The sequence below is a fragment of the Psychrobacter sp. 1U2 genome (assembly GCF_051847575.1).
In genome coordinates this window covers 121,221-142,721 of sequence record NZ_JBPYDC010000004.1, presented here as the reverse complement: position 1 = coordinate 142,721, position 21,501 = coordinate 121,221, and the positions used below count along the sequence as shown (strand labels likewise).

19 protein-coding genes are annotated in these 21,501 nt (G+C 43.2%); 8 read left to right on the top strand and 11 right to left on the bottom strand.

All coding sequences use genetic code 11. The features are described 5' to 3' along the window. The first annotated feature begins 511 nt into the window (after positions 1 to 511). From ACS8FD_RS03435 to fdx, 7 genes are all read left to right on the top strand, one after another. Positions 512 to 1,021 (top strand): Rrf2 family transcriptional regulator, encoded by a 510-nt coding sequence (locus ACS8FD_RS03435; protein WP_439274472.1) that lies wholly within the window; start codon positions 512 to 514, stop codon positions 1,019 to 1,021. Next, positions 1,018 to 2,244 carry an IscS subfamily cysteine desulfurase gene (locus tag ACS8FD_RS03430; protein ID WP_439274471.1) on the top strand — a complete coding sequence of 409 codons (1,227 nt, stop codon included), beginning with the start codon at positions 1,018 to 1,020 and terminating at the stop codon, positions 2,242 to 2,244. The genes ACS8FD_RS03435 and ACS8FD_RS03430 overlap by 4 nt, the downstream gene beginning before the upstream one ends. A 135-nt stretch (positions 2,245 to 2,379) precedes the next feature. Next, the gene (gene iscU / locus ACS8FD_RS03425; protein WP_439274470.1) at positions 2,380 to 2,790 is read left to right on the top strand and encodes a Fe-S cluster assembly scaffold IscU; all 411 of its coding nucleotides are present in this window, start codon (positions 2,380 to 2,382) and stop codon (positions 2,788 to 2,790) included. A 183-nt stretch (positions 2,791 to 2,973) separates the two neighbouring features. Further along, positions 2,974 to 3,294, top strand: coding sequence for an iron-sulfur cluster assembly protein IscA (gene iscA, locus ACS8FD_RS03420; RefSeq protein ID WP_439243010.1), 321 nt, complete (start codon positions 2,974 to 2,976; stop codon positions 3,292 to 3,294). Between the two features lie 291 nt (positions 3,295 to 3,585). Next, positions 3,586 to 4,179: a Fe-S protein assembly co-chaperone HscB gene (hscB, locus tag ACS8FD_RS03415; protein ID WP_439274469.1), complete on the top strand. Its 594-nt coding sequence runs from the start codon at positions 3,586 to 3,588 to the stop codon at positions 4,177 to 4,179. Positions 4,180 to 4,430: 251 nt separating this feature from the next. Beyond that, positions 4,431 to 6,308 (top strand): Fe-S protein assembly chaperone HscA, encoded by a 1,878-nt coding sequence (gene hscA, locus ACS8FD_RS03410; protein WP_439274468.1) that lies wholly within the window; start codon positions 4,431 to 4,433, stop codon positions 6,306 to 6,308. An 85-nt stretch (positions 6,309 to 6,393) separates the two neighbouring features. Further along, positions 6,394 to 6,732 (top strand): ISC system 2Fe-2S type ferredoxin, encoded by a 339-nt coding sequence (gene fdx, locus ACS8FD_RS03405; RefSeq protein ID WP_439243015.1) that lies wholly within the window; start codon positions 6,394 to 6,396, stop codon positions 6,730 to 6,732. Between the two features lie 151 nt (positions 6,733 to 6,883). Here the strand turns inward: fdx and ACS8FD_RS03400 are convergent, their stop codons facing one another. From ACS8FD_RS03400 to ACS8FD_RS03375, 6 genes are all read right to left on the bottom strand, one after another. Then, positions 6,884 to 8,269, bottom strand: coding sequence for an adenylate/guanylate cyclase domain-containing protein (locus ACS8FD_RS03400; RefSeq protein ID WP_439274467.1), 1,386 nt, complete (start codon positions 8,267 to 8,269; stop codon positions 6,884 to 6,886). Between the two features lie 229 nt (positions 8,270 to 8,498). Beyond that, the gene (locus tag ACS8FD_RS03395; RefSeq protein ID WP_439274466.1) at positions 8,499 to 10,727 is read right to left on the bottom strand and encodes a neutral/alkaline non-lysosomal ceramidase N-terminal domain-containing protein; all 2,229 of its coding nucleotides are present in this window, start codon (positions 10,725 to 10,727) and stop codon (positions 8,499 to 8,501) included. Positions 10,728 to 11,016: 289 nt separating this feature from the next. Beyond that, complete coding sequence (locus ACS8FD_RS03390) at positions 11,017 to 11,448, bottom strand: HIT domain-containing protein (RefSeq protein WP_439243021.1); 432 nt, start codon at positions 11,446 to 11,448, stop codon at positions 11,017 to 11,019. A 93-nt stretch (positions 11,449 to 11,541) separates the two neighbouring features. After that, positions 11,542 to 15,246, bottom strand: a complete 3,705-nt coding sequence (gene mfd, locus ACS8FD_RS03385; RefSeq protein ID WP_439274465.1) for a transcription-repair coupling factor — start codon at positions 15,244 to 15,246, stop codon at positions 11,542 to 11,544. Positions 15,247 to 15,554: 308 nt separating this feature from the next. Continuing rightward, positions 15,555 to 16,070 (bottom strand): ribonuclease E activity regulator RraA, encoded by a 516-nt coding sequence (gene rraA / locus ACS8FD_RS03380; protein ID WP_439274497.1) that lies wholly within the window; start codon positions 16,068 to 16,070, stop codon positions 15,555 to 15,557. Between the two features lie 113 nt (positions 16,071 to 16,183). Continuing rightward, on the bottom strand, positions 16,184 to 16,885 hold the full coding sequence (locus tag ACS8FD_RS03375) for an NAD-dependent epimerase/dehydratase family protein (RefSeq protein ID WP_439274464.1): 702 nt from the start codon (positions 16,883 to 16,885) through the stop codon (positions 16,184 to 16,186). A 486-nt stretch (positions 16,886 to 17,371) separates the two neighbouring features. Between ACS8FD_RS03375 and rpsT the strand changes: the two genes are divergently transcribed. After that, positions 17,372 to 17,638 carry a 30S ribosomal protein S20 gene (gene rpsT, locus ACS8FD_RS03370; RefSeq protein WP_367103515.1) on the top strand — a complete coding sequence of 89 codons (267 nt, stop codon included), beginning with the start codon at positions 17,372 to 17,374 and terminating at the stop codon, positions 17,636 to 17,638. A gap of 182 nt (positions 17,639 to 17,820) precedes the next feature. Here rpsT and ACS8FD_RS03365 read toward each other — a convergent pair whose 3' ends face one another. The 5 genes from ACS8FD_RS03365 to ACS8FD_RS03345 all read right to left on the bottom strand — a co-directional run bounded on the left by ACS8FD_RS03365 (position 17,821) and on the right by ACS8FD_RS03345 (position 21,344). Next, a complete protein-coding gene (locus tag ACS8FD_RS03365; protein WP_439274463.1) occupies positions 17,821 to 18,657 on the bottom strand; it encodes a histidine phosphatase family protein in 837 nt (278 codons plus the stop codon). An 84-nt stretch (positions 18,658 to 18,741) separates the two neighbouring features. Next, positions 18,742 to 19,536, bottom strand: a complete 795-nt coding sequence (locus ACS8FD_RS03360; RefSeq protein ID WP_439274462.1) for a metallophosphoesterase — start codon at positions 19,534 to 19,536, stop codon at positions 18,742 to 18,744. A 202-nt stretch (positions 19,537 to 19,738) separates the two neighbouring features. Continuing rightward, positions 19,739 to 20,473, bottom strand: a complete 735-nt coding sequence (gene pyrF, locus ACS8FD_RS03355; RefSeq protein WP_439274461.1) for an orotidine-5'-phosphate decarboxylase — start codon at positions 20,471 to 20,473, stop codon at positions 19,739 to 19,741. 64 nt (positions 20,474 to 20,537) lie between these two features. Beyond that, a complete protein-coding gene (locus tag ACS8FD_RS03350) occupies positions 20,538 to 20,954 on the bottom strand; it encodes a LapA family protein (RefSeq protein ID WP_439274460.1) in 417 nt (138 codons plus the stop codon). An 87-nt stretch (positions 20,955 to 21,041) separates the two neighbouring features. Then, a complete protein-coding gene (locus tag ACS8FD_RS03345) occupies positions 21,042 to 21,344 on the bottom strand; it encodes an integration host factor subunit beta (protein ID WP_439243035.1) in 303 nt (100 codons plus the stop codon). Positions 21,345 to 21,501: the final 157 nt, after the last annotated feature.

Genomic DNA, 21,501 nt, shown 5'->3' with positions numbered 1-21,501 from the left:
CCGCCTGATGAAGATCAAGATAATAGTAGTGGTAATACCTCTACTATTATTTTCAATGTATTATTTATCTACTCTTGAGCATTACTAGTGCAACGAGCTTTATTCAAAAGCTCCTCGCCTCGCCCCCTTCTCCGCATTAGTGACCATCCCTGCTATCATTAGTGCAAAGTAATAGTAATATATTGATTTTGTGGATATTTTTATCAATTAATATTATTAATCATTAGCTTAAATTTAATTAACGCTTCAATCACACTTTAATCTTGACTAAATTACTCAGGATTAAGTATAATACTTATATCGCGACATTTATAGGATTAACCATCTGTTGTGAGATAGCCATAGCGTATGACTTACTGACCATTAGTTTGTTATCTATTAACGACTAACTCGTTAGTTCCAAGCTATTCGTTGGGGCAATAGGTTTAATACATAACCAGTCCAATACTGGAATGTTAAAAGCAGTACCTTACCTACTTAAGCTTACTACTAATCAGTTTGGAGATCTTTCATGCGTTTAACTACTCGAGGCAGATATGCCGTTACTGCACTGCTAGATTTAGCGCTGCAGACCAGTCAACAAGATAGTGCGGTATCTTTATCTGATATCGCTAAGCGACAATCAATATCGATCTCCTATCTTGAGCAGCTGTTCTCTAAGTTACGTAAACGAGGATTGGTCACGAGTATTCGCGGTGCTGCTGGAGGTTACTATCTATCAAAGCCTCTACACGAGATCGATGTCATGAGCATCATCTCAGCAGTAGATGAATCTGTTAATGCTATGCAATGTGAAGGACGAGGCGACTGTCAAGGCGGTACCATGTGTCTGACTCACGATTTATGGTGCGCTTTATCAAATCATATTGAGCAGTACTTGAAAAATATAACTTTAGCACAACTATTAGATATGGAAAATGTGCAATCCGTTTCAGAGCGTCAGCACAGCTCTTCTAAAGAGATTTCATTAAAAGACATTAACACCATTACTTTATCGACTAGCGAGGCAAACCCAGCATGAGCCAACATAATAATTTAATATACTTAGACTACGCCGCTACTACCCCTGTTGCTCAGCCTGTTGCTGCAAAAATGAGCGAATATTTAACGGTAGATGGTATCTTTGGCAACCCTGCCTCACGCTCACATGGTTACGGTTGGCAAGCAGAAGAAGCCGTAGAGACGGCTCGTGGACAAGTCGCGGAAGTGATCAATGCTGATCCACGTGAAATTGTCTTTACCTCAGGTGCAACCGAATCTGATAACTTAGCGATTAAAGGCGCGGCCCACTTCTATCATTCACGTGGTAAGCACATTATCACTAGTAAAATCGAGCACAAAGCCGTATTAGATACTTGCCGTGAGCTTGAACAAGAAGGTTTCGAGATTACTTATCTTGAGCCGCAAAAAGGCACGGGGCTGATACTACCAGAACAGGTTAAAGAAGCGTTACGTGAAGACACAATTTTAGTCTCACTCATGGTTGTCAATAATGAGCTTGGAACGATTACTGATATCGCCGCTATCGGTGAAATCACTCGCGAAGCGGGCGTTGTCTTCCATGTTGATGCTGCTCAAGCTATAGGTAAGATAAAAATTGATCTCGAGACGACCAAAGTCGATTTAATGAGCTTTTCAGGTCATAAAGCTTATGGCCCTAAAGGCATCGGCGCTTTATTTGTTCGCCGTAAGCCGCGTATTCGCCTAAAAGCTGAGCAACACGGCGGTGGACACGAGCGCGGTATGCGTTCAGGTACTCTGCCAACGCATCAGATCGTTGGTTTAGGTGCTGCTTTTAGCTTAGCTGAAGAAAAGCGTGAAGAAGATCATGCTCATGTTGCTAAACTGCGTCAGAAGCTATGGGATGGCCTGCAGGATATTGAAGAGATCTATTTAAACGGCGATCTTGAGCATAGCGTGCCTAATATCGTTAATATTAGTTTCAACTTCGTTGAGGGGGAATCTTTGATGATGTCGCTAAAAGATTTAGCGGTCTCTTCAGGTTCTGCTTGTACCTCAGCAACGCTTGAACCATCCTACGTACTGCGCGCTATTGGCCGCTCTGATGAATTAGCGCATAGCTCTATTCGCTTTAGCTTTGGCCGCTATACTACTGAAGAAGATATCGATACTGTACTCTCTCAAATGCATAGCGCCGTCGACAAGTTACGTGCCCTATCCCCACTTTGGGATATGTATCAAGACGGTGTAGACTTAGACTCAGTTGAATGGGCTGAACACTAAGATAGCTGCAAGATTAAGTACAATGAGTAAATAAAAATACAGATTATTAATACGTTTGACCCCAATTACAGATGAGTCGTTGAAGCAGTAACACTTAAATACTTCATCACTCATCGTCTAACCAGGAGAAAACCCATGGCTTATAGTGACCAAGTTATTGATCATTACGAAAATCCACGCAATGTCGGCAATCTTGATAAAAATGCCGAAAATGTTGGTACCGGTATGGTTGGTGCTCCAGCCTGTGGTGACGTTATGCGCTTACAGATTCAGGTTGGCGATAACGGTATCATTGAAGATGCCCGTTTCAAGACTTACGGCTGCGGTTCCGCTATCGCTTCAAGCTCACTAGTCACTGAGTGGCTAAAAGGCAAAAGCTTAGATCAAGCGAGTGAAATTAAAAACAATGATATCGCTCAAGAGCTCGCTTTGCCACCAGTTAAAGTGCATTGCTCAGTATTAGCAGAAGATGCTATTAAAGCGGCGATCAGCGACTATAAGGGCAAGCATGGCGCAAGCGATGCACAAGAAGAAGTCGCGCACTAAACTGTTTAGTTAAAGGCATTCTATCTTTATAATTATTCTATAAAGTGCTTAGCTTTATAGACTAGGGAGGTGACAATAAAGCTTATGCCATTGTCACCTTTATTTTATAAAATACCCATAAGTTTAATTATCATAATCTCAGTTATTAACAGTATCAGTTATTGATAAACAATAGGAGTTGGCATGATTGAAATGACAGAACGCGCCGCTCAGCATGTTCGAGAGTTTTTAGACAATCGCGGCACAGGTGAAGGTATCCGTGTCGGTATTCGTACTGCAGGGTGCTCAGGTTTGGCCTATGTTTTGGAGTTTGTAGATACTCCCGACGATAACGATACGCGTTATGATAGTCGTGGGGTCAGTATTTTTATCGATCCAAAAAGCTTAGTATACCTTGATGGTCTGTTAATGGACTACGAAAAAGAAGGGTTGAATGAAGGCTTTAAGTTCACTAATCCCAATCAAAAAGGCGAATGTGGCTGCGGTGAATCATTTACCGTGTGATGTTTTTGCTTGTTTGACTTTGCTTGTTTGACTTTGCTTGTTTGACTTTGCTTGTTTGACACAGTGCTCAAACACAGTTTTACGATTAAACAAGCTTAAAACAATCCATTCTATTTTTTGCTGATAATATAACAAATGCCTGATGATTGCCTGACAGACAAGCTACTTATAATCAAGCTACTTATAATCAAGCTACTTATAATCAAGCTACTTATAATAGCTAACTTTCTAATAGAAGCTAACCCTCAAATACAATAATAAATAAGTATCATTTTCTATAAAGGTCAAAATATGACTTCAGATATCAATGCGCAGTCAGACGCTCAGTTCGATAATTTTTTTGCTTTATTTGAGCAGCCTGTACAGTTTGAATTATCCCAGCAGGCTCTAGATCAGCGCCTGCGCTTACTACAAAAGCGCTATCATCCTGATAATATGGCTAAAAGTCAGGCTACCGATAATGATAATTTGCAGCAGCAGTCTGGACAGGCGTCAGCCGTTATAAATCAAGCCTATCAAACTTTAAGTCATCCAGATAGCCGAGCCGCTTATCTGTTAGATATGGCTGGGCAAGCACAGACCTTAGAACATTCTATTGCCGATTTAGATTTCCTTGACGATGCGATGGAGTTGCGCATTGATTTAGAAACGGCTATTGAGGATAAAGAACGTTTAACGCTACAGCAATTACATCCGCAGATTACTAGCCGCCTAAAAGAGCAGTCAGCCCGCTTCAAAAATGCTTATCAGCAGCAACAGTGGCAAACGGCAATCGATGCAACCCAAAAGTTAAAATTCTTAGTCAAGCTAAATGCTGATATCACCATAGCCCTTGATGAGCTTGCTAATGCTGAACAAGCAGACGACGATGATTTATATGTTTAAGCTTGATAGCTAAGTATTTATAGATGAGTATCTGTTTGTTCATTAGTATCATTATGACTATGCGTTGTCTTTAGCCTTTATACCATCATAACTATTGCTAGAGTTACGAGAGCTGCTATAGTTACGAGAGCGGCAATAATAACGTATAATCTGCATTGCTTAGTCTTTTCTTAAAAAACATATAATAATAGACCCTAATAGCCGCTTTCATTATTACTTTCTTATTTTCACTTTTACTTTTGAGCTGTCTTATGTCTTTATTGCAAATTGCTGAACCCAATCAAAGTGCCCAGCCTCACCAACACCGTTTTGGCCTCGGTATTGATCTAGGAACCACGCGCTCATTAGCAGCAGTCGTCCGTTCAGGCAAAGCACAAGTACTGCCAGCAAAGCATAATACGGATACTCTTCTACCTTCTGTGGTTTACTATCCTGTCACTGGTACGCCTCTAGTAGGCTCTGAGGCTCTCGCCCACCTCGCAGACGACCCTAAGAATACTATTATCTCGGCCAAGCGCTTTATGGGTCGCAGTCAAGCAGACATTAAATTCTCACATCCTTACGAGCTCAGTGGTAGCGAAAACGCTATGCCGACATTTGTGACCGCCCAAGGGGATGTCTCACCAGTAGAAGTATCAGCGCGTATTTTAGCCGCGCTAAATGAACGCGCGATTGACGCTTTGCCTACTGATAGCGTTGAAGGTGCCGTCATTACCGTACCCGCTTATTTTGATGAAGCTCAGCGTCAAGCGACCAAAGACGCTGCTCAAGCCGCCGGTATTAACGTATTAAGACTGCTCAATGAGCCTACTGCAGCAGCAGTTGCATATGGTCTCGACAAGCCTAATCAAGACGATACAGAAAGCTACTACTTGATTTATGATTTAGGTGGCGGTACTTTTGATGTATCTATCTTAAAGCTTACCGATGGCGTGTTTGAAGTGCTAGCTACAGGCGGCAACAGCGCGTTGGGCGGCGATGATATTGACCGTTTAATGGTCAATTGGTTAATCAAACAGCTCAGCATAGATCCTGCTGAGGTCAGTCGCCATGACAAATCTATCTTAGCTCAGCAAGCTAAATCCTATAAGCAGGGGCTAACCGATAGCCAACAAGTAGACGTTGACATCACTATCAATGAGCAAACTTTTCGAGGGATATTAACTCATGAAGATTTGCTTGCTATTGCACAGCCTGTTAGCCGCCGCACCTTAACGGTTTGTGAGCAAGTGCTACGCGATGCGCAATTAACGGTTAAAGATTTAGATGAAGTCGTCTTGGTTGGCGGCTCTACTCGTATGCCGACTATCCAAAATACGGTAGCTGACTTTTTTGCTAAGCAGCCATTGTCTCGTCTTAATCCTGACGAAGTAGTTGCCTTAGGTGCCGCGCAAACAGCACATCAGCTTATTAACGGTAATAGCGATAATAACTTACTCTTGCTTGACGTCACACCGCTATCGCTTGGGCTTGAGACGATGGGCGGCTTAGTTGAAGTGCTCATCCCGCGTAATACGCCCATTCCCGTTAAAAAACGACAAACTTTTACCACTTATCAAGATGGACAGACCGGTTTAGTGGTCCATGTGGTACAAGGTGAGCGTGAAACGATTGAGAATTGCCGCTCATTAGGACGTTTTGAGTTATACGGTATCCCGCCGATGAAAGCAGGGTTTGCCCGTATTGAAGTGACTTTTGCTATCGATGCTAACGGACAGCTGACTGTGAGCGCGCAGGAAACGAGCACAGGTACTGAAAGCCAGATCGAAATTACGCCTTCTTATGGTTTATCTGATGAGCAAAAAGAACAGCTGTTAGTGGCAGGTTTCAAGCATGCCGAGGAAGACAAGAATGCTCGCTCCTTGATTGAAACAAAAGTCGAAGCTGAACGCGAGCTGTTAGCGTTACAGTCAGCGATTGGTGATTTTGACAATCTACTCAACGCAGACGCTAAACAGTCATTAACGACACAAATGCAAGACCTACAAGATGCGCTCGCCACCGATGATTTAGCCAATATCGAAGCACAACAAGCCAAGCTTAAGCCTTTGAGCGACGCTTTTGCAGCTAGCATCATGAACCAAAGCGTCAAGACCAGCATGGCGGGTACTAGTGCAAAAGACTGGTAGTTTGGTAAAAAGAGCGCTTACCATCTAGACTTTAAACCATTTTAATTCATACTATTTTAATTAATAAATCGCGGATAGATTATTTATGCCAAAGATTACTGTACTTCCCCATCATGAGATTTGTCCTGAAGGCACTGAAGTTGAGCTTGAGACCGGTAGTAACTTATGTAAAGCACTACTCGAAAAAGGTATCAAAATTGAGCATGCTTGCGAAATGTCAAAAGCCTGCACCACTTGTCACGTCGTCGTACGCAAAGGCTTCAATGGTCTAGATGAGATGGACGATATTGAAGCTGATTTGTTAGACCGCGCTTGGGGGCTTGAGCCTGACTCTCGCCTATCTTGCCAAGTCACTGTCGAAGACGATGACTTAACCATCGAGATTCCCAAATACACCTTAAATCATGCCAAAGAAAACCATTAAGCCAGATCTATTAGCTTAATGATAAGCTCTTTTTGAATTAGAAAAAGTAAATACAAAAATCCAGCGCTGCTCATTAACGATTCTATTGAGCAGCGCTGGATTTTTGCGGTGTTAGTCCATCCAAATAAAGCCATAAAAAAGGTTATTGTTTTTATTGTCCTGATATTGAATCACTCTCTTCTTTTTCGATGCGCTCTAGCGCAAAGTTTAGACGGTTTCTAATCTCTTGATAGTCATAGTTTTTCATGTCTTTAAAGTTGAGATGTAGATTAAAACCAGGCAGAGTATGATCAACCCATTTAGACGATTCATCTTTATCGATATCGGGGTCAAGAACCTGCCAAGCACGAATATCATTATCAAAGCCTTTTAAATTATAAGTATCAGCATACTTACACTGATAATCATGACAAATATAGTCATAAGTTGCTTGGCTTATTAGAATCTCATCCTTGCCGGCGGCTTGCTCTAAACGCGCTGCACGATTTGCCTCTCTACCTATAATAGTATAATTCAGACGACTACTACTGCCAAAGTTACCGACGTGACAGTAGCCAGTAGTGATACCAATACGTACATATAAACCCTCAAACCCCATCAATCGCCACTTTTGTCTTAGTGAGCGCATCTCACGACGCATATCTATCGCCATCGCCACACAATCTAGAGCGTCTTGACGTACTCCGCGGCTATTAGGCTCACCAAAAAAGCAAACCATACCATCGCCGATAAACTTATCTAATACTGCTCCGTGCTTATTGGCAATACCGGTCATAACTTCCATATAAGTATTCAAAATATCGGCTAAATTATCAGCGCTTAGGCTATCGGATAGTTCAGTAAAGCCGACAATATCTGAGAACATAATAGACAGTTTAGCGCGCTTATTAGCGACTTGAACCGCGCTATTCGACTTGACAATAGGTTGCCATATCTGCAGCGGTACAAAACGTGTCAGCTTACTAATCACTGACACCATAGTGCTGAGTCTGCCTTTGGCTTGCGCTATTGCCATACTGTGGTTAATGTACTTATCATAAAAGAACCAAAACTGCCCGAGTACAACTAATAAGCTAGCAAACAGAATAGTAGGAGGTAAAAACCCTTGGCCACAATCTATTCTAGAACCACTTAAAGTGATACTAACATAATAAAAAACCACCATAGTGATAATAGCCGCCATCAAAAGCTTAGCGCGGTTCTCTGCTTCGCTAATAATGATGCGCACAGCAATCAACAGGGCTAAACTCAAAGCAATCACTATGCAAAATTGCATCACCCCAATCACAGTCGCTAATAACACAACAACCGCATTCGAAGTCCAAAAGCTAGAAGGACGCCTATAGTTGTAAATAAGAATCATCAAGCTAGGTAAAGAGATGATGACAAAAAGCGCCATTGAAGTTGGGCTGAATTCAAAATGTAAAGCGATAAGAGCAACGCTCAGTAGCAAAACATAAACTTCAGGATAGTTAAAATTAAAACCTTCACTGGTTTTTAGTGAAAGTCTCGGTTTTAACATCTCTAAAATTGACATGCTTTTATTCGCTTTATTGAGTAACCGTAAAAAACAGTCTTACAGAAGAAGGGATGATCATAATATTTCAGATAACCGTAATATAATGGTTATTGAATCGCGAGGAATAGTCTTACCCATTATAGTATTTTGAGCCTGCTAAGGCTACGGCAATGGTACCCAAAAAAATACCACTTGTCATTTAAATGCCGAATTATATAAGCTCAAAGCAGCTCAAAACTTACTGTACTTACTGAACCGTAAAGCTATTAGAAGCGCCTGAATAGGGCTTAATCTTGCGCGTCCAGCCACTCTTCCAGTCACCTTGATGGGTCAAGCGGTAGGTACCAGCGGGCGTATCATCTGCTATTCGCCAATCGATAATCGCTTTACTGTATGCACCGCCTTGCCGCTTCCAAGTATAAGTGGTCTCAAAGTCGCTATCGCTCAGATAGTCAATCCACTGACCGTTCTCATAGCGCTGCACAGTTAAGAAAGTGTCTTCGGTACGCAGATTGTTTTTGGGGTGCGCGGCACGGAATACTGCCGTAGCGACCTCGCCTTTTTGATAGCTTGGGTCTGGCTGTGTGAGGGCTTGTCCCCAGCGTTGATGAATAGGTTTGTCATCAAATACCACGCCTGGACGCTCACTAAATGACTTATTTGAACGATCAGGCGGCGTGGCACTGTCATAGACCTCTACACCATCACGTAGCGCAGCTGCCAGTTGCGTATATTCTTGTATATAGGCCGCCGTTTGATAAGGTCCATACTCAGTGGAGGCTCCTTCATAGTGCTGAGTAGCAAACTCTTCTCGCGTGCTTAGATAGCCGCTATAATTATTCGCTAAACCATTTACAATAACAGTATCGATTCCTGAGTCTTTGAGCTGTGTTAGCACCGCTGCACGTATGCGTCGTCCGACCATAGTTGTTGGTTCACCAGGGATGGCGACTAGGGCGATACTACCGATACGCATTAGCTGTACGGGCTGCTCAGTATTGATCCAGCCCCAGTTGCCAGTTGGTAACAGCACTTGTTTTTCAGCCTGACAGTCATCTTGATTGACGGTTGAGACAATCCCAAAAGCGCCTCGCGTTAAGCTCCCCAAAAAGGATTGATCTATTTTATTGATATCATCATTGATACGGAAGTTCTCTCTAGTCATACCCTCATACACACCCGGTATGTTTGATGGGCCATTCTCACCGCCAGCAGCAAAGGAATATCCGCGAGCAGCAGTACATAAAACCTTATTGCCTGCGCCATTAGTAAACTTGCCATCAACTTGGTAGCCCTTCAAATCTACCCAGCGGGCACGTACATCAACTGGACCAGCAACCGGTACACCTTGATTCCAAAGCTCAACCGCCTTATCGAGCTGTAGCTGCCCATCACGTCTGACGTTTTCCCACTCGTTATCACTACCTTGAAAGCCTGGTTTTGAGTTGGCATTACCACCTGCTGCCAGTACATCACCTTCGTCAGCATTGGCAAAGGCGGCGACAAATGGCTTATCTGAGCTTACACCGAAAATCTTTTCGGCACCCAACTGAGCAAAGCCTTTATTATCAGCGCTTAGATGCATAAACTGGTTGCTAAAGCTGGTTGGATGCAGGGCAAACCAATTGATCAGACCCACTGGTGTACCATCGGCAGCATTTAGGCGTAGCTGGGTCATGGTCTCATTGACATTACTATCAAAATCTTTTGCATCGACATTATTGTTATAAGCAAACTCTGAGCGGTTGACGGTTGCCCCTTTTAGCTCGCCTTGTGCCAAAGTTAGCGTCCCTGGCGTCAAGGTATCGTGAGCGCGCTTAATCGAGCTGACAATTCCACCGACGATAGCATTGAAGTTTTGGCTACTATAGCCTGCTAGCGTATCGTCTGTACTGGCAATTTGATACAGCTGCTGATGTGAATAGCCAGCATTGCCTACGTGAGTATGGGTGGCGGCAAGCATCACATTATCATCGTGATATAGCTCTCCATAATCAGCTTGCAAGCGTTTGATGACCTCGAGCTTTACCGCGGTAAACATCGCGCCCATATCTGCCGACACATAGACGACGCGCTGACCTGGATTATTGCTTTGGCCACTGTCGTCTTCACCGATGATAAAAGCGTGAGCGTATAGACGGTCATTGATACCCTGCACAACTTGACCAGCAGCATAGCCAAACATACCGGTTTCGGCGGCAGCACCAGTAATATCTGCCTTGCCGCTACCCACGAGATATTGGCTCGTCGGCAGTGTTTTTGTCGATGCAGTAGCACTATAACTCAACGTCATAGAGCTGTCTGATGATGAGAGAGTGTTTTTAGTAGTAGCTTGCGCCTGCATTGAAGCAGGCTGGTCTAAAGCAGTATCAGCCGTATCGGCCTCACAGCCCGTCAAGCTGAGGGCGGCGGTACAAATAGAGAGGAGCAACATAGAAGGTCGTAGTAATGGGAATGCAATAGAGGAAGTAGCCATCTGTTATCCTTAACATAGAGTGAAGTTACAGCTACTTATACTCACTAATAAATATTTATAAGCAATATAATTTCGCTGAAATCAAACACCTCGAACCCCTTTTAAAGCACTAAATCCATGACGATTAATACTCAAAAAAAACGGCTCTAAGCGTACACATTGGCTATATCCTTTAACCAACCCTCTCTAATATAACGAATAACAGACAAATGTAAAATTATTTTCGTAACCGCACCAGCTTACTGTTCATACAGAGAGCTATTCACACACATCATCATTCAAAGTTTTACTACATTTGCCAATCGAACGGCATTTGATGATGACCACGTAGCGCCATCATTAGCGGTTGCTGCATTTGTGCTAGCACTTCTTGCGTATAAGGAATAGCAGGTGTGCCCCATACTGGATTTGGCCATTTGATATCATTCTGATAACGGACGATATGATGAAAATGCAGCTGCGGTACTTGATTGCCTAATGCCGCGACATTCATTTTGTCGGCCTGAAAAGTTTTAGCCAGTTGACTCGATAACCAACTCGACTCACGTAAAAACTGGTTTTGATCCGCTTCTGAGAGCTCATATAGCTCTTTTATTCCTGTTACTCGTGGCACTAATATCAGCCAAGGAAACTGACAATCATTGATTAAACGACAAGTAGATAAAGGGAAGTCACCAACCAAAAAACTATCTGCGGCAAGCTTAGGATGCAATTGAAACATAAGAATTATTTCTCTAATAATAAATATAATAAAAAGGTAAAAGTCATTAGGGCTATTTTAACAGTTATCGGTGTGGGCGTGTTAGCAATTCCCTCAAGCCGGCTCTGCTACCATATGCTCGCTAAAATACTTTAGCAGCTCTTGTACAGCCTTGACTCTTTGTTCACCACTTTCAAGCTTGTCAGCATCGCTATAGCGGATACCCGAAGCACCATTCATCCGATACTTTTGTCCATTCGATTGAATGAGCTTGATAATAGCCAAAGCATCCACTGGCGTATCTGGAGCGAATTCTAAACTGACACTACTGCTATTGGCATCAATCTTGTTGATCATCAGGGGCTCGGCTTGCAGACGTAGATTATGTACCGCAAATAGCTGTTTAGTCTGATCAGGCAAAACCCCGAAACGATCGATCATCTCTGTACGGATATCGGTAAGCGCTTCAAAATCATCGGCATTGCTGATGCGCTTATAAAAGAGCAAGCGCTGATGCACATCATGCACATATTCCTCTGGAATCAGCGCTGAGCTATGCAAGTTAATTTCACTAGTCAGCGACAATGGCGTATTGAGATCAGGCTCTTTACCCGCCTTAATAGCTTTAGTCGCGCGCTCAAGCATATCCATATAAAGGCTAAACCCTATCGCTTGCATATTACCGCTTTGCTGCTTACCCAATATCTCCCCTGCCCCGCGAATCTCTAAATCTTCGCTTGCTAGCATAAAACCAGCGCCAAGCGTATTAGCGCGTTCAATAGCGCGCAGTCGGCGTTTAGCGTCGCCTTTTAGACCTTTTAGCGATGGCACGAGTAAGTAACAATACGCTTGATGATGGCTACGGCCTACGCGGCCACGCAATTGATGCAGCTGCGCTAGACCGAACTTATCAGCGCGCTCGATAATGATGGTATTGGCATTAGGCACATCGATGCCAGTCTCAATAATAGTCGAGCAAATGAGCACATTGAACTTTTTGTGATAGAACTGCTGCATGATTTGCTCAAGTTGCCGCTCTTGCATCTGTCCGTGTGCGACGCCTACTCTAGCTTCTGGCACCAGCTCGCGAACGGTCTCTGCCATACGTTCGATACTAGCGACATCATTGTGCAGCAGATACACTTGTCCGCCGCGTAACAGCTCACGCAAGATGGCCTCTTTCATCAGCGAATCCGTCTTTTGCATCACAAAAGTCTTAATTGCTAAGCGGCGCGCAGGCGGTGTGGCAATAATAGACATATCACGCATTCCTGAGAGCGCCATATTAAGCGTACGCGGGATCGGCGTAGCAGTCATCGATAAGCTATCGACATCAGTCTGAATAGCCTTGATACGCTCTTTATGACGTACACCAAACCGGTGCTCTTCATCGACGATCATCAAGCCAAGATTGGTAAATTTGACGTCTTTTTGTAGCAGTTTATGAGTGCCAATGACGATATCAACTTTACCGGCGGCTAAGTCTGCGAGTACAGTATCTTGGTGTTTTTTGCCACCAAAGCGCGATAAAGTCTCGATACGCACGGGCCAATCAGCAAACCGGTCGCGAAAGTTGTCTTCATGCTGACCGGCAAGCAAAGTCGTCGGTACTAATACTGCAACTTGATAACCAGCACTAACCGCGATAAAGGCGGCGCGCATCGCCACTTCCGTCTTACCAAAGCCGACATCACCGCAGATCAGTCGATCCATCGGCTGGTTTTGGCGCATGTCTTCCATTACCGCATGGATAGCATTGGCTTGATCGGGCGTCTCCTCAAAAGCAAACTGGCTTGCGAACAGCTCATATTGCGAAAACTCTATCTTAAAGTGAATACCGACTTTAGCCTCGCGCCGCGCCTGTATATTGAGCAATTCGGCAGCAACATCATGAATCTGCTGTAAGGCTTTTTGTTTGGCTTTGTCCCATTTGCCGCTACCAATTTTATGTAGCGGTGCTAAGGCCGGATCGCCGCCACTATAACGGCTGATCATTTGCAGACTGGCTACCGGTACATAAATACTAGCATCATCGGCATATTTCAGATGAATAAACTCTTGCTCACCATCGCCTACATCTAGAATGATTAGGCCGTTATAGCGCCCTATACCGTGCTCGATATGTACCACGGGGCTACCTTGGGTCAGTTCAGTGACACTTTTAACTAAGAACTCTTCTGAGACTCCGCTTTGATGACGGCGACGGGTTTGCAAGACTTGTCGGCCAAACAACTGCGTCTCGCTGATCACCACTAAACGCTCAGGCACATAAACACCGCGCTCAATCGGTGCGACGGTCAAGCCGACATGAGGCAAATGATTATGTTTATTGGTATCGTTATGATCAACGCTACTACGATCAGTGGCTAGAAAGTCTTTAAAGCTGTCATAAGCTTTAGTCTTGATTTTACCTTTAAAGAGCTCAATGAGAATTTCACGGCGGCCTGCGGTTTCTGCCACAATGAGTACGGGCGTTGCTGTCTGATTTTGTGTCTCTAAAAACGCTAATAAATCAGCTAAAGGCTCAGCCTTTTGGTGATTGACAGACAATTGCGGTGGCTCTTTGGCACTTAAGGTGACTAGCCCCTGCATCTTTTGACTATCTGAGCTGCTATCCTGCGCTGCCTCGTGAGTCTGGTCAGTCACAAGCTCACCGCGTGCGCTAAAGATCACGCGCGGATAATGGTTGAGCTGCTCGTTAAAGCGATTAGCAGGCAAATATAATAGTTCAGGCGCAAGTACCGGTTTATCGATATCGTGGCGTCGCTCCTCATACCGGCGCTGAATCTGCGACCAATAATCGACTTGCCGCTCACCAATGAGCTCATCGGTAATAAATAGTGCGTCACTGGGTAGATAATTGAATAAGCTACTCTCTTGTAGCCAGTCATCAGCCTCAAAGAATAAAGGCTGATAATACTCAAGGCCGCTACTAGCGATACCCGCCATTACGTCTTTATGTAACTCAAACTTGCGACTACTCGCATTAGGGAACATAGTGGCAAAATTAGTCCGGAATATCTCGCGACCTTCATCCAGTGGGAATTCTTTGGCAGGGAGGATTTGGAATTTTTTTATGGGTTTTGAGATATCAGGGAGCTTATGTAATAGCGATAACGACTCTGCGCCCATGCTACTGTCGTTACCCGAGAGCATGGCTCGTAGATCATCTTCAGTTAAGGTGCGCTGAGTTTGCGGATGAAAGAAACGAATAGTCTCAATCTCATCATCAAACAGATCCAAACGCAAGGGAAATGGCTGACCCATAGCAAAGATATCGATGATACTGCCGCGTACGGCAAACTCACCAGGCTCAAAGACGTTTTCTACTGCCCGGTAGCCCGCTTTTGCTAACAGTTCGCGCTGAGTATTGATATCGAAAATATCACCTACGCTCAAGTCAAAGTGCTGACCTATCAGCCAGCTTGGCGGCGCCACGCGCTGCATTAGCGTCTGTACAGATATTAGCAGCACCCCTGTCGTCGGCATGTCTGTCAACAGGTTGATACGCTCGCTGACGATATCTTGATGCGGAGATAGCTCATCATAAGTTAAGGTTTCCCAATCAGGAAACACATAAGCATCGACCCCGCAAAACGCCAGTTCAGTCTCGATTTGATTGAGCTGGTTTTGATCGCGCGCTACCATAATTTTGAGACGATCAGCTACTTGCCACAATTCTGTATTGACCAAGCTTGCCAGCCAAAGACTACTAACCGCCCCATGCACAGGCGCAAGCCAACGTCGTTGATGATCCTTGATAGGAAAAAGTTGCTTATTAATAGGAGAAAAGGCGTCAGTCAAAGCAGTGATAGGCATAAAGAGTAGTATCGAGGTTAAGAAATAAAGGAAAGTTATAAAATAAAAGAATATTATACGAATTTTTCAGCCATTGACCAAAAGTTATGCGGTAACGGTTTGTCCGTTTAATGTTTTTCCATCTTAAAGATATGGACGAATAGTTTAAGAGGACCCCATAAACTTAGCTAAGCGCTGACTTGCAGCAACGCAGTCAGCGCTTAGCTATTTGTTGATCTTATTATCGTTATTTTGCTTAGTTCAATTATTGTACTTATTTAAGGTCATTTGACTGATTTGGAACTCTAACCGCTAAAGAAGTCCAACGACTAAAGTAAGGCTTTATCACTAGCGATCATGCCGTTATTGTCAGCATAGAGATACATACCTGAGTTTAGAGTCAAATCACCAAAGCTGATCTCGATGTCGGTCTGACCTTCATCACGGCGCGTTGATTTGCGCGGAATACAGCCTAATGCCATGACGCCAATATCCATCTGTGCCATATCATCGACGTCACGGACGCAGCCGTAGACTACAACCCCTGCCCAGCCATTATCAATAGCCGCTTGCGCAATCATATCACCAAGTAACGCGCAGCGCATGGAGCCGCCGCCATCAACCACCAGTACTTTGCCATCACCATTAGCATCTTTGCCATTGCTGTTTAATAGCGCTTTGACGCGGCTATTATCTTCAAAGCACTTAACCGTGATAATCTCGCCGCAGAATTTATCTTTAGCGCCGAAACTATAAAACGACTTACCTTCAATATTTGGCAGACAAACTTGTGATTCAGGATTAGCATCCAATAAGTCGCAAGTCACAAAATCTTCTTTAGTCATATCGTTAATATCTGGCATAGTTATTTTCCCTTTAGAGCATTGTCGGTAAATGATTTTAGTATATTTTACCTAGGCTATCAAACTTAAGATATTTCATCCTTGAACTATAAATACTAGTGTTTTACCCGCGTCATCGCAAGCATCTGCTTATTTTCAATAATACTTGTCGTACTAGGTAAACTAGCTGACTGATATTTGCGGCGCTCGTAGAGATTATTAGCGCTCATAGTCATCGCGCTAGCGACTCGCCTAGCGCTAATAGGATGAATAGATACTGATTCTGGTACTAAAGGCGAGAGGACTTTAAAGACGTTTTGACTCATATTTTCAAGCATTCGCCCTTTGTGTTTACCCAGCAATAACGAAGGACGAAAAATAAGCAGCTGCTTAAAACCCAAGGCTCGAATGGACTGCTCAGTCTCTGCTTTTACTCGGTTATATAAGAAGCGACTGTCAATATCATTATTCATCGCAGATAATAAAAAGAAATTTTCTACGCCTTTTTCTCGGCATAACGTTGCAAAGCTGACATTATAATCGTGATCGACTTTACGAAATGCTTCATCGCTACCGGCTAGCTTGCGAGTCGTACCTAAGCAGCTGAACGCATCTGTATTTTGATCAGCACCAATGTTGGTACATATTTCAGCTAAGTTATCGAAGTCATTCACTTGATAAAAATGAATGCTGGCATTGATATAGCGCAGCGGCCGCCTCGCAATAACGATTAGAGTGTCATAAATCTCGCTTAATTGCTTTACTAAGTATTGTCCTACCAAGCCTGTGGCGCCAATTACAATTGCTTTTCGCTGCATAGCCTACCCATCATTATAGTCAAATATTTTATGGTCAATCGTCTCAGATACTTTAGTTTCTATCGACAACAACTCTTATAAGGTAACCGATTACCTCTATTATTGCTTATCATTAATTGTAAGAGATTTTATCAAAAAATCACTGGTAGAAGTGAATATCGATAAAGTAGCAAATTTTGTCTACTAATGGCGCTTAACACCCTAAATTAAAAGTATTGATATAATATCGCTGATACTTAAATACAGACCTTTTTGTGCTTCTTCGCTCAAACATATTGTTCTTAGATCAATAATTTGTTAAAATGACCGGCTTTACACGTTGAAGCTATTTAATTATTCCAAACGGCTTTGACGCATTTGATGACTTACTATACATTTGGCATCAACATCATGTTTGGCGAGACGGCTGCTCGTCACCGATGATGGTTAAAACTATTACTGTATTCAACATTCATATTTTTATCTGTCTTTATCAAGGAGATACGCGTGGCTAATACTGCACAAGCTCGTAAACGCGCCCGTCAAAACACCAAACGTCGCCAAAACTCTGCTTCACAGCGTTCTATGGTTCGTACTTACCTTAAGCGTGTTGACGCAGCTATCGAGTCAAAAGACTATGATGCGGCAACTGAAGCTTACAAAAAAGCGGTACCGGTTCTAGACCGTATGGCTGACAAAGGCATTATTCATAAGAATAAAGCAGCTCGCCGTAAGAGCCGTTTGAACAAAGCAATTAAAGGCTTACAAGCTTAATAATAAGAGTATTCTCTTATTCAGATTGCTGGGTTTAAACCTAAAAAACCTTGTCACAGGCTAAAATACTGAGACAAGGTTTTTTTATGGGTGCTAGTTTTTATTAGTATTAGATAGTTAAACCTATCGGCGCTATAAGATATAATAATTAGTTATCAACCTAGTAAGAAACAGCGACCCCCTTATTCCCACTTCACCTCTGGCGGTAGCAGAAGTCTATCGCTACCAAAGCCTGAAGCACTATAGCTCTCAAGCAAACTACTCACGGGACGACTATATATCTCACCTCGCCATATCAAGTTAGCGTTCACCTTTTCAAAAGGTCCTTCATCGAACCATAAAAACACTCCCTCCATCATTTTGGGCCAATCATTCCAGTCGATCTCTATAAAATCTAGCATGACCGCTAAAAAAGCCGATAACAACGTATCATGACTCACCGCTAGCAGCATATGACCTGGCTGCGGCTGATGTTGATAAAATAGCGAGAGAATATCTAAGCCTCCTTGATAAGGGTTCTTCGTACCATCGAGATTATTTTGCAAAAAACGGTTGATAAAGTTCAATACGCCGATCTCTTTAAATATCGGATTGGCAATGTCAGGTTCGGTGACTAAGCTACCCGGTTCCACTAACAGCGACTGATGAACAATACTACGGCTGAGGCCTGCGCCTTGTTGCATAAGCATGGCGGTGTCTATACAGCGCCCTATCGGACTTGAGAGGCTATCGACATCTAAAGAGTACGGTAGATGCCCGGATAGCCATCGCCCCCAAGCTTTGGCCAATACTCGGCCCCTAGGGGTTAAAGGCAGCTGATAACTGGCAAAACCATTGCCGTCTGAGCGCTCACGTAAAGAGTGCCGAGTAAATAATATCAGCCGTTTGTCATCGGGTAACACCCCAACAGAAGACATCATACTATCTGGCAGATGCGCTGGAGCTGGTGTGCTTGGACTATGTCTTGAGTGCACACTCAAAAGAGAGCTAACAGGATTGGGGTCAGTAGTATTAGTCATAAAAGATAGTGTAACGAGCTCTTTATTTATAAGGGGGAAAATACAATTTTAGTAACAACTTTAACTAGCCCACTTTTGACTAGTCTACACCTCGACAACTCTATTCCAAGCGAACTCAAGAGCAGTACTGCTCACTTCGTTAGGATAAGCACGCGGATTGACGATAACGCGAGTATCATTGATACGGTAATCGAACGCTTCATGAGTATGACCATGCACCCAAAGCGTTGGCGCCCAGTCCTCAAACATCCAAGCAGACAAATCGGTGACAAAAGCGGCGTTACTCGGTAGGGTGGCATACTTCTGGGACACTGATAAAGGACTGATACTATGATGGGTCATCACCACTGTCTTTTTGCCCAACTGTTTGGAGGCTATCAGCGCTTGCTTGAGCCAGCGACGCTGCTCATCATGAATCTGCATGGAGACTTCTGGTGAAAACAGCTCACGACCTGCATATATTTGCTTATAGTCGCGCATAAAACGCTTGGCAATATCTATAGTATCGCCATCAGCTTGATATTGATAGTCCGTCCATAAAGTACAGCCTAATATTCGTACCTTACCGATATCGATGTGCTGACACTGCAAAAAACGTAAGCCTAAATTCTGAGTCGCATCGTAATTATCCCAAGTCGCTAGCTTTTTATCAAAATGCAAGATATCTTCGTTAAAATATTCATGATTACCAGCAATCGTTAGCAAAGGAGTTTGTAGCCGTGCAGCTTGCTCCTGTAGCCAACGCATCCCGCTATCACTGTTAGCGGTGTCGCCTGCTACTAACACAATATCAGCATCAGTCTTTGGGATATGTCCTATGGGGTGCGATTGTCTAGCATAGCTATCGATATGAAGATCGCTTAATATCTGGAATTTCATACAACTCAATATAATGAATAAATAGGTTAACAACGTAGATTTCGAACTGTGTTAGCGGTTAGGCTAAAACGCTTATCTAGTGTAGCATTTATTGATATGGCGTTAGAGACTAAAAAAGACAACGGCCAGGTTGTCTTTTGTAATAGATCGAGTCGATTTTAATGATATCTTATAGACAATAGCTTATACCAATAGCTATACCTTAGATATCTATACTTCGTAAAATAGTCTGTAATTTAGCAGTGGGATCAGGCGAGTTGGTAATGGAGCGCCCAATGACTAGATAGTCGGCGCCATCATCTAAGGCTTGCTTAGGCGTACAAATGCGCTGCTGATCATCACTATTATCTTCTGGCAAGCGTATACCTGGCGTAATCAGTTTGAAGTCATTACCGCATAATATCTTGAGCCTTTTTGCCTCTTGCGCAGAGCAAACTACCCCATCAAGACCAGCACTTTGCGTCAATTGTGCCATCTTACCAACTTGGGCTTCAAGCTCATTATTGATTCCGATTTGCGCTAGATTCTGTTGATTCATCGAGGTTAGCACGGTTACTGCAATCAATAGCGTCTCATAATTACCATCAAGCAAGCGCTGTTTGGCTAGGCTCATAGCATCAAGGCCGCAGCTAGCGTGAACATTGACCATCCATACTCCTAGATCAGCAGCAGCCATGACGGCTTGAGCAGTAGTATTAGGAATATCATGGAATTTTAGATCTAAGAATACCTCGAAGCCCCGTTTTTGTAGCGCCTGTACGATAGCAGGTCCTGAGCGCGTAAATAGCTCTTTGCCTACTTTAAGACGGCATAGCGCAGGGTCTAGTTTATCTGCTAACGCAAGAGCGGCATCTAAGGAGGTATTATCCAAAGCCACAATAATAGGAGAATTCAAGGTTGTAGGGGCTGCTTTTAGAGGCGTTAAAGTATCAGTCATTAGTTTACCGATTTATTTAAAATAACAATCAATGAGTTTGTATTAGAGTAAGGCAAATATCTTATCAATGACGAGGACTTTTGTGAATGGTGTTGGTCTCGGCAGCAATAGTATTGTCAATCTCATCAGCAACCACTCCAGGCTGAGCCGGGGTGCCATAGACGGCTTGGTCGGCTGCTGGCGCATTAGCTTGACGATCAATAGCAATATTGGCTTGATTGAGCTGCTCTTGTAGATGAGCGTTGTTTTTTTGCAAACGGGAAATCTCCCATTTATTCTGAAATACTCTAAACAACAATAATGATAGAAGCAGACCAATCACAATACCGAGAGTCATACTCAAGATTAGCAGCAACCCTAAATTCATAGCAGGCGCTTGTGAAAATAACAAGTTCACCCCAATATCAGAATTGTTTGCTAATACCAAACCAAGCGCATAAGCAAAGCTTAGAAATAGTAGAACAAATAGTATAAAGCGCATAATGAAGTTACCTTTTAGTCAGTAGTCATTTATTGATAAAGCCTAATCTAGATCGAAGCTTCAACTGCATTATAAAACCAAAAGTAACTATACCGCTACTTTATCATTGACCGCTTCACGCAGCGCTTTACCTGGCTTAAAGTGCGGAATAGCTTTTGCAGGAACAGGAACACTTTCTCCAGTTTTAGGATTACGTCCTATACGTGCGCGCCTGTGATGCAGACAAAAGCTACCAAAACCGCGTACTTCAACACGGCCATCGTTTGCTAACGTGTCTACCATAAGATTGAGTATTTCACGCACTGCATCATCAACGACGCTCTCAGCCATCGTGTCACAGCTGACACTCAAATTATTAATAAAATCAGATTTATTTATCGCTTGCTGCATTGTCACACTTGCCTTATTGATTTAGATTTGTCAGATTAAGAAGAAAAACCTTCACTTGTTCAAGCACTTAATATTAGTTTACGTCTCAAAACTCGTGGTGACAAATGATATCTCAAATAAAAACAAATAGAAATCAAAGTTTGCTTATTTTAGCGAA

What these genes read in the sequence shown, in the direction of transcription:
- ACS8FD_RS03350 (WP_439274460.1), bottom strand. Translation starts at nt 20,954, where the DNA reads ATGCGCTTTATACTATTTGTTCTACTATTTCTAAGCTTTGCTTATGCG.
- iscU (WP_439274470.1), top strand. Translation starts at nt 2,380, where the DNA reads ATGGCTTATAGTGACCAAGTTATTGATCATTACGAAAATCCACGCAAT.
- ACS8FD_RS03400 (WP_439274467.1), bottom strand. Translation starts at nt 8,269, where the DNA reads ATGTCAATTTTAGAGATGTTAAAACCGAGACTTTCACTAAAAACCAGT.
- mfd (WP_439274465.1), bottom strand. Translation starts at nt 15,246, where the DNA reads ATGCCTATCACTGCTTTGACTGACGCCTTTTCTCCTATTAATAAGCAA.
- ACS8FD_RS03375 (WP_439274464.1), bottom strand. Translation starts at nt 16,885, where the DNA reads ATGCAGCGAAAAGCAATTGTAATTGGCGCCACAGGCTTGGTAGGACAA.
- ACS8FD_RS03345 (WP_439243035.1), bottom strand. Translation starts at nt 21,344, where the DNA reads ATGCAGCAAGCGATAAATAAATCTGATTTTATTAATAATTTGAGTGTC.
- ACS8FD_RS03390 (WP_439243021.1), bottom strand. Translation starts at nt 11,448, where the DNA reads ATGTTTCAATTGCATCCTAAGCTTGCCGCAGATAGTTTTTTGGTTGGT.
- rraA (WP_439274497.1), bottom strand. Translation starts at nt 16,070, where the DNA reads ATGACTAAAGAAGATTTTGTGACTTGCGACTTATTGGATGCTAATCCT.
- hscB (WP_439274469.1), top strand. Translation starts at nt 3,586, where the DNA reads ATGACTTCAGATATCAATGCGCAGTCAGACGCTCAGTTCGATAATTTT.
- ACS8FD_RS03435 (WP_439274472.1), top strand. Translation starts at nt 512, where the DNA reads ATGCGTTTAACTACTCGAGGCAGATATGCCGTTACTGCACTGCTAGAT.
- ACS8FD_RS03430 (WP_439274471.1), top strand. Translation starts at nt 1,018, where the DNA reads ATGAGCCAACATAATAATTTAATATACTTAGACTACGCCGCTACTACC.
- iscA (WP_439243010.1), top strand. Translation starts at nt 2,974, where the DNA reads ATGATTGAAATGACAGAACGCGCCGCTCAGCATGTTCGAGAGTTTTTA.
- hscA (WP_439274468.1), top strand. Translation starts at nt 4,431, where the DNA reads ATGTCTTTATTGCAAATTGCTGAACCCAATCAAAGTGCCCAGCCTCAC.
- ACS8FD_RS03395 (WP_439274466.1), bottom strand. Translation starts at nt 10,727, where the DNA reads ATGGCTACTTCCTCTATTGCATTCCCATTACTACGACCTTCTATGTTG.
- pyrF (WP_439274461.1), bottom strand. Translation starts at nt 20,473, where the DNA reads ATGACTGATACTTTAACGCCTCTAAAAGCAGCCCCTACAACCTTGAAT.
- ACS8FD_RS03360 (WP_439274462.1), bottom strand. Translation starts at nt 19,536, where the DNA reads ATGAAATTCCAGATATTAAGCGATCTTCATATCGATAGCTATGCTAGA.
- fdx (WP_439243015.1), top strand. Translation starts at nt 6,394, where the DNA reads ATGCCAAAGATTACTGTACTTCCCCATCATGAGATTTGTCCTGAAGGC.
- ACS8FD_RS03365 (WP_439274463.1), bottom strand. Translation starts at nt 18,657, where the DNA reads ATGACTAATACTACTGACCCCAATCCTGTTAGCTCTCTTTTGAGTGTG.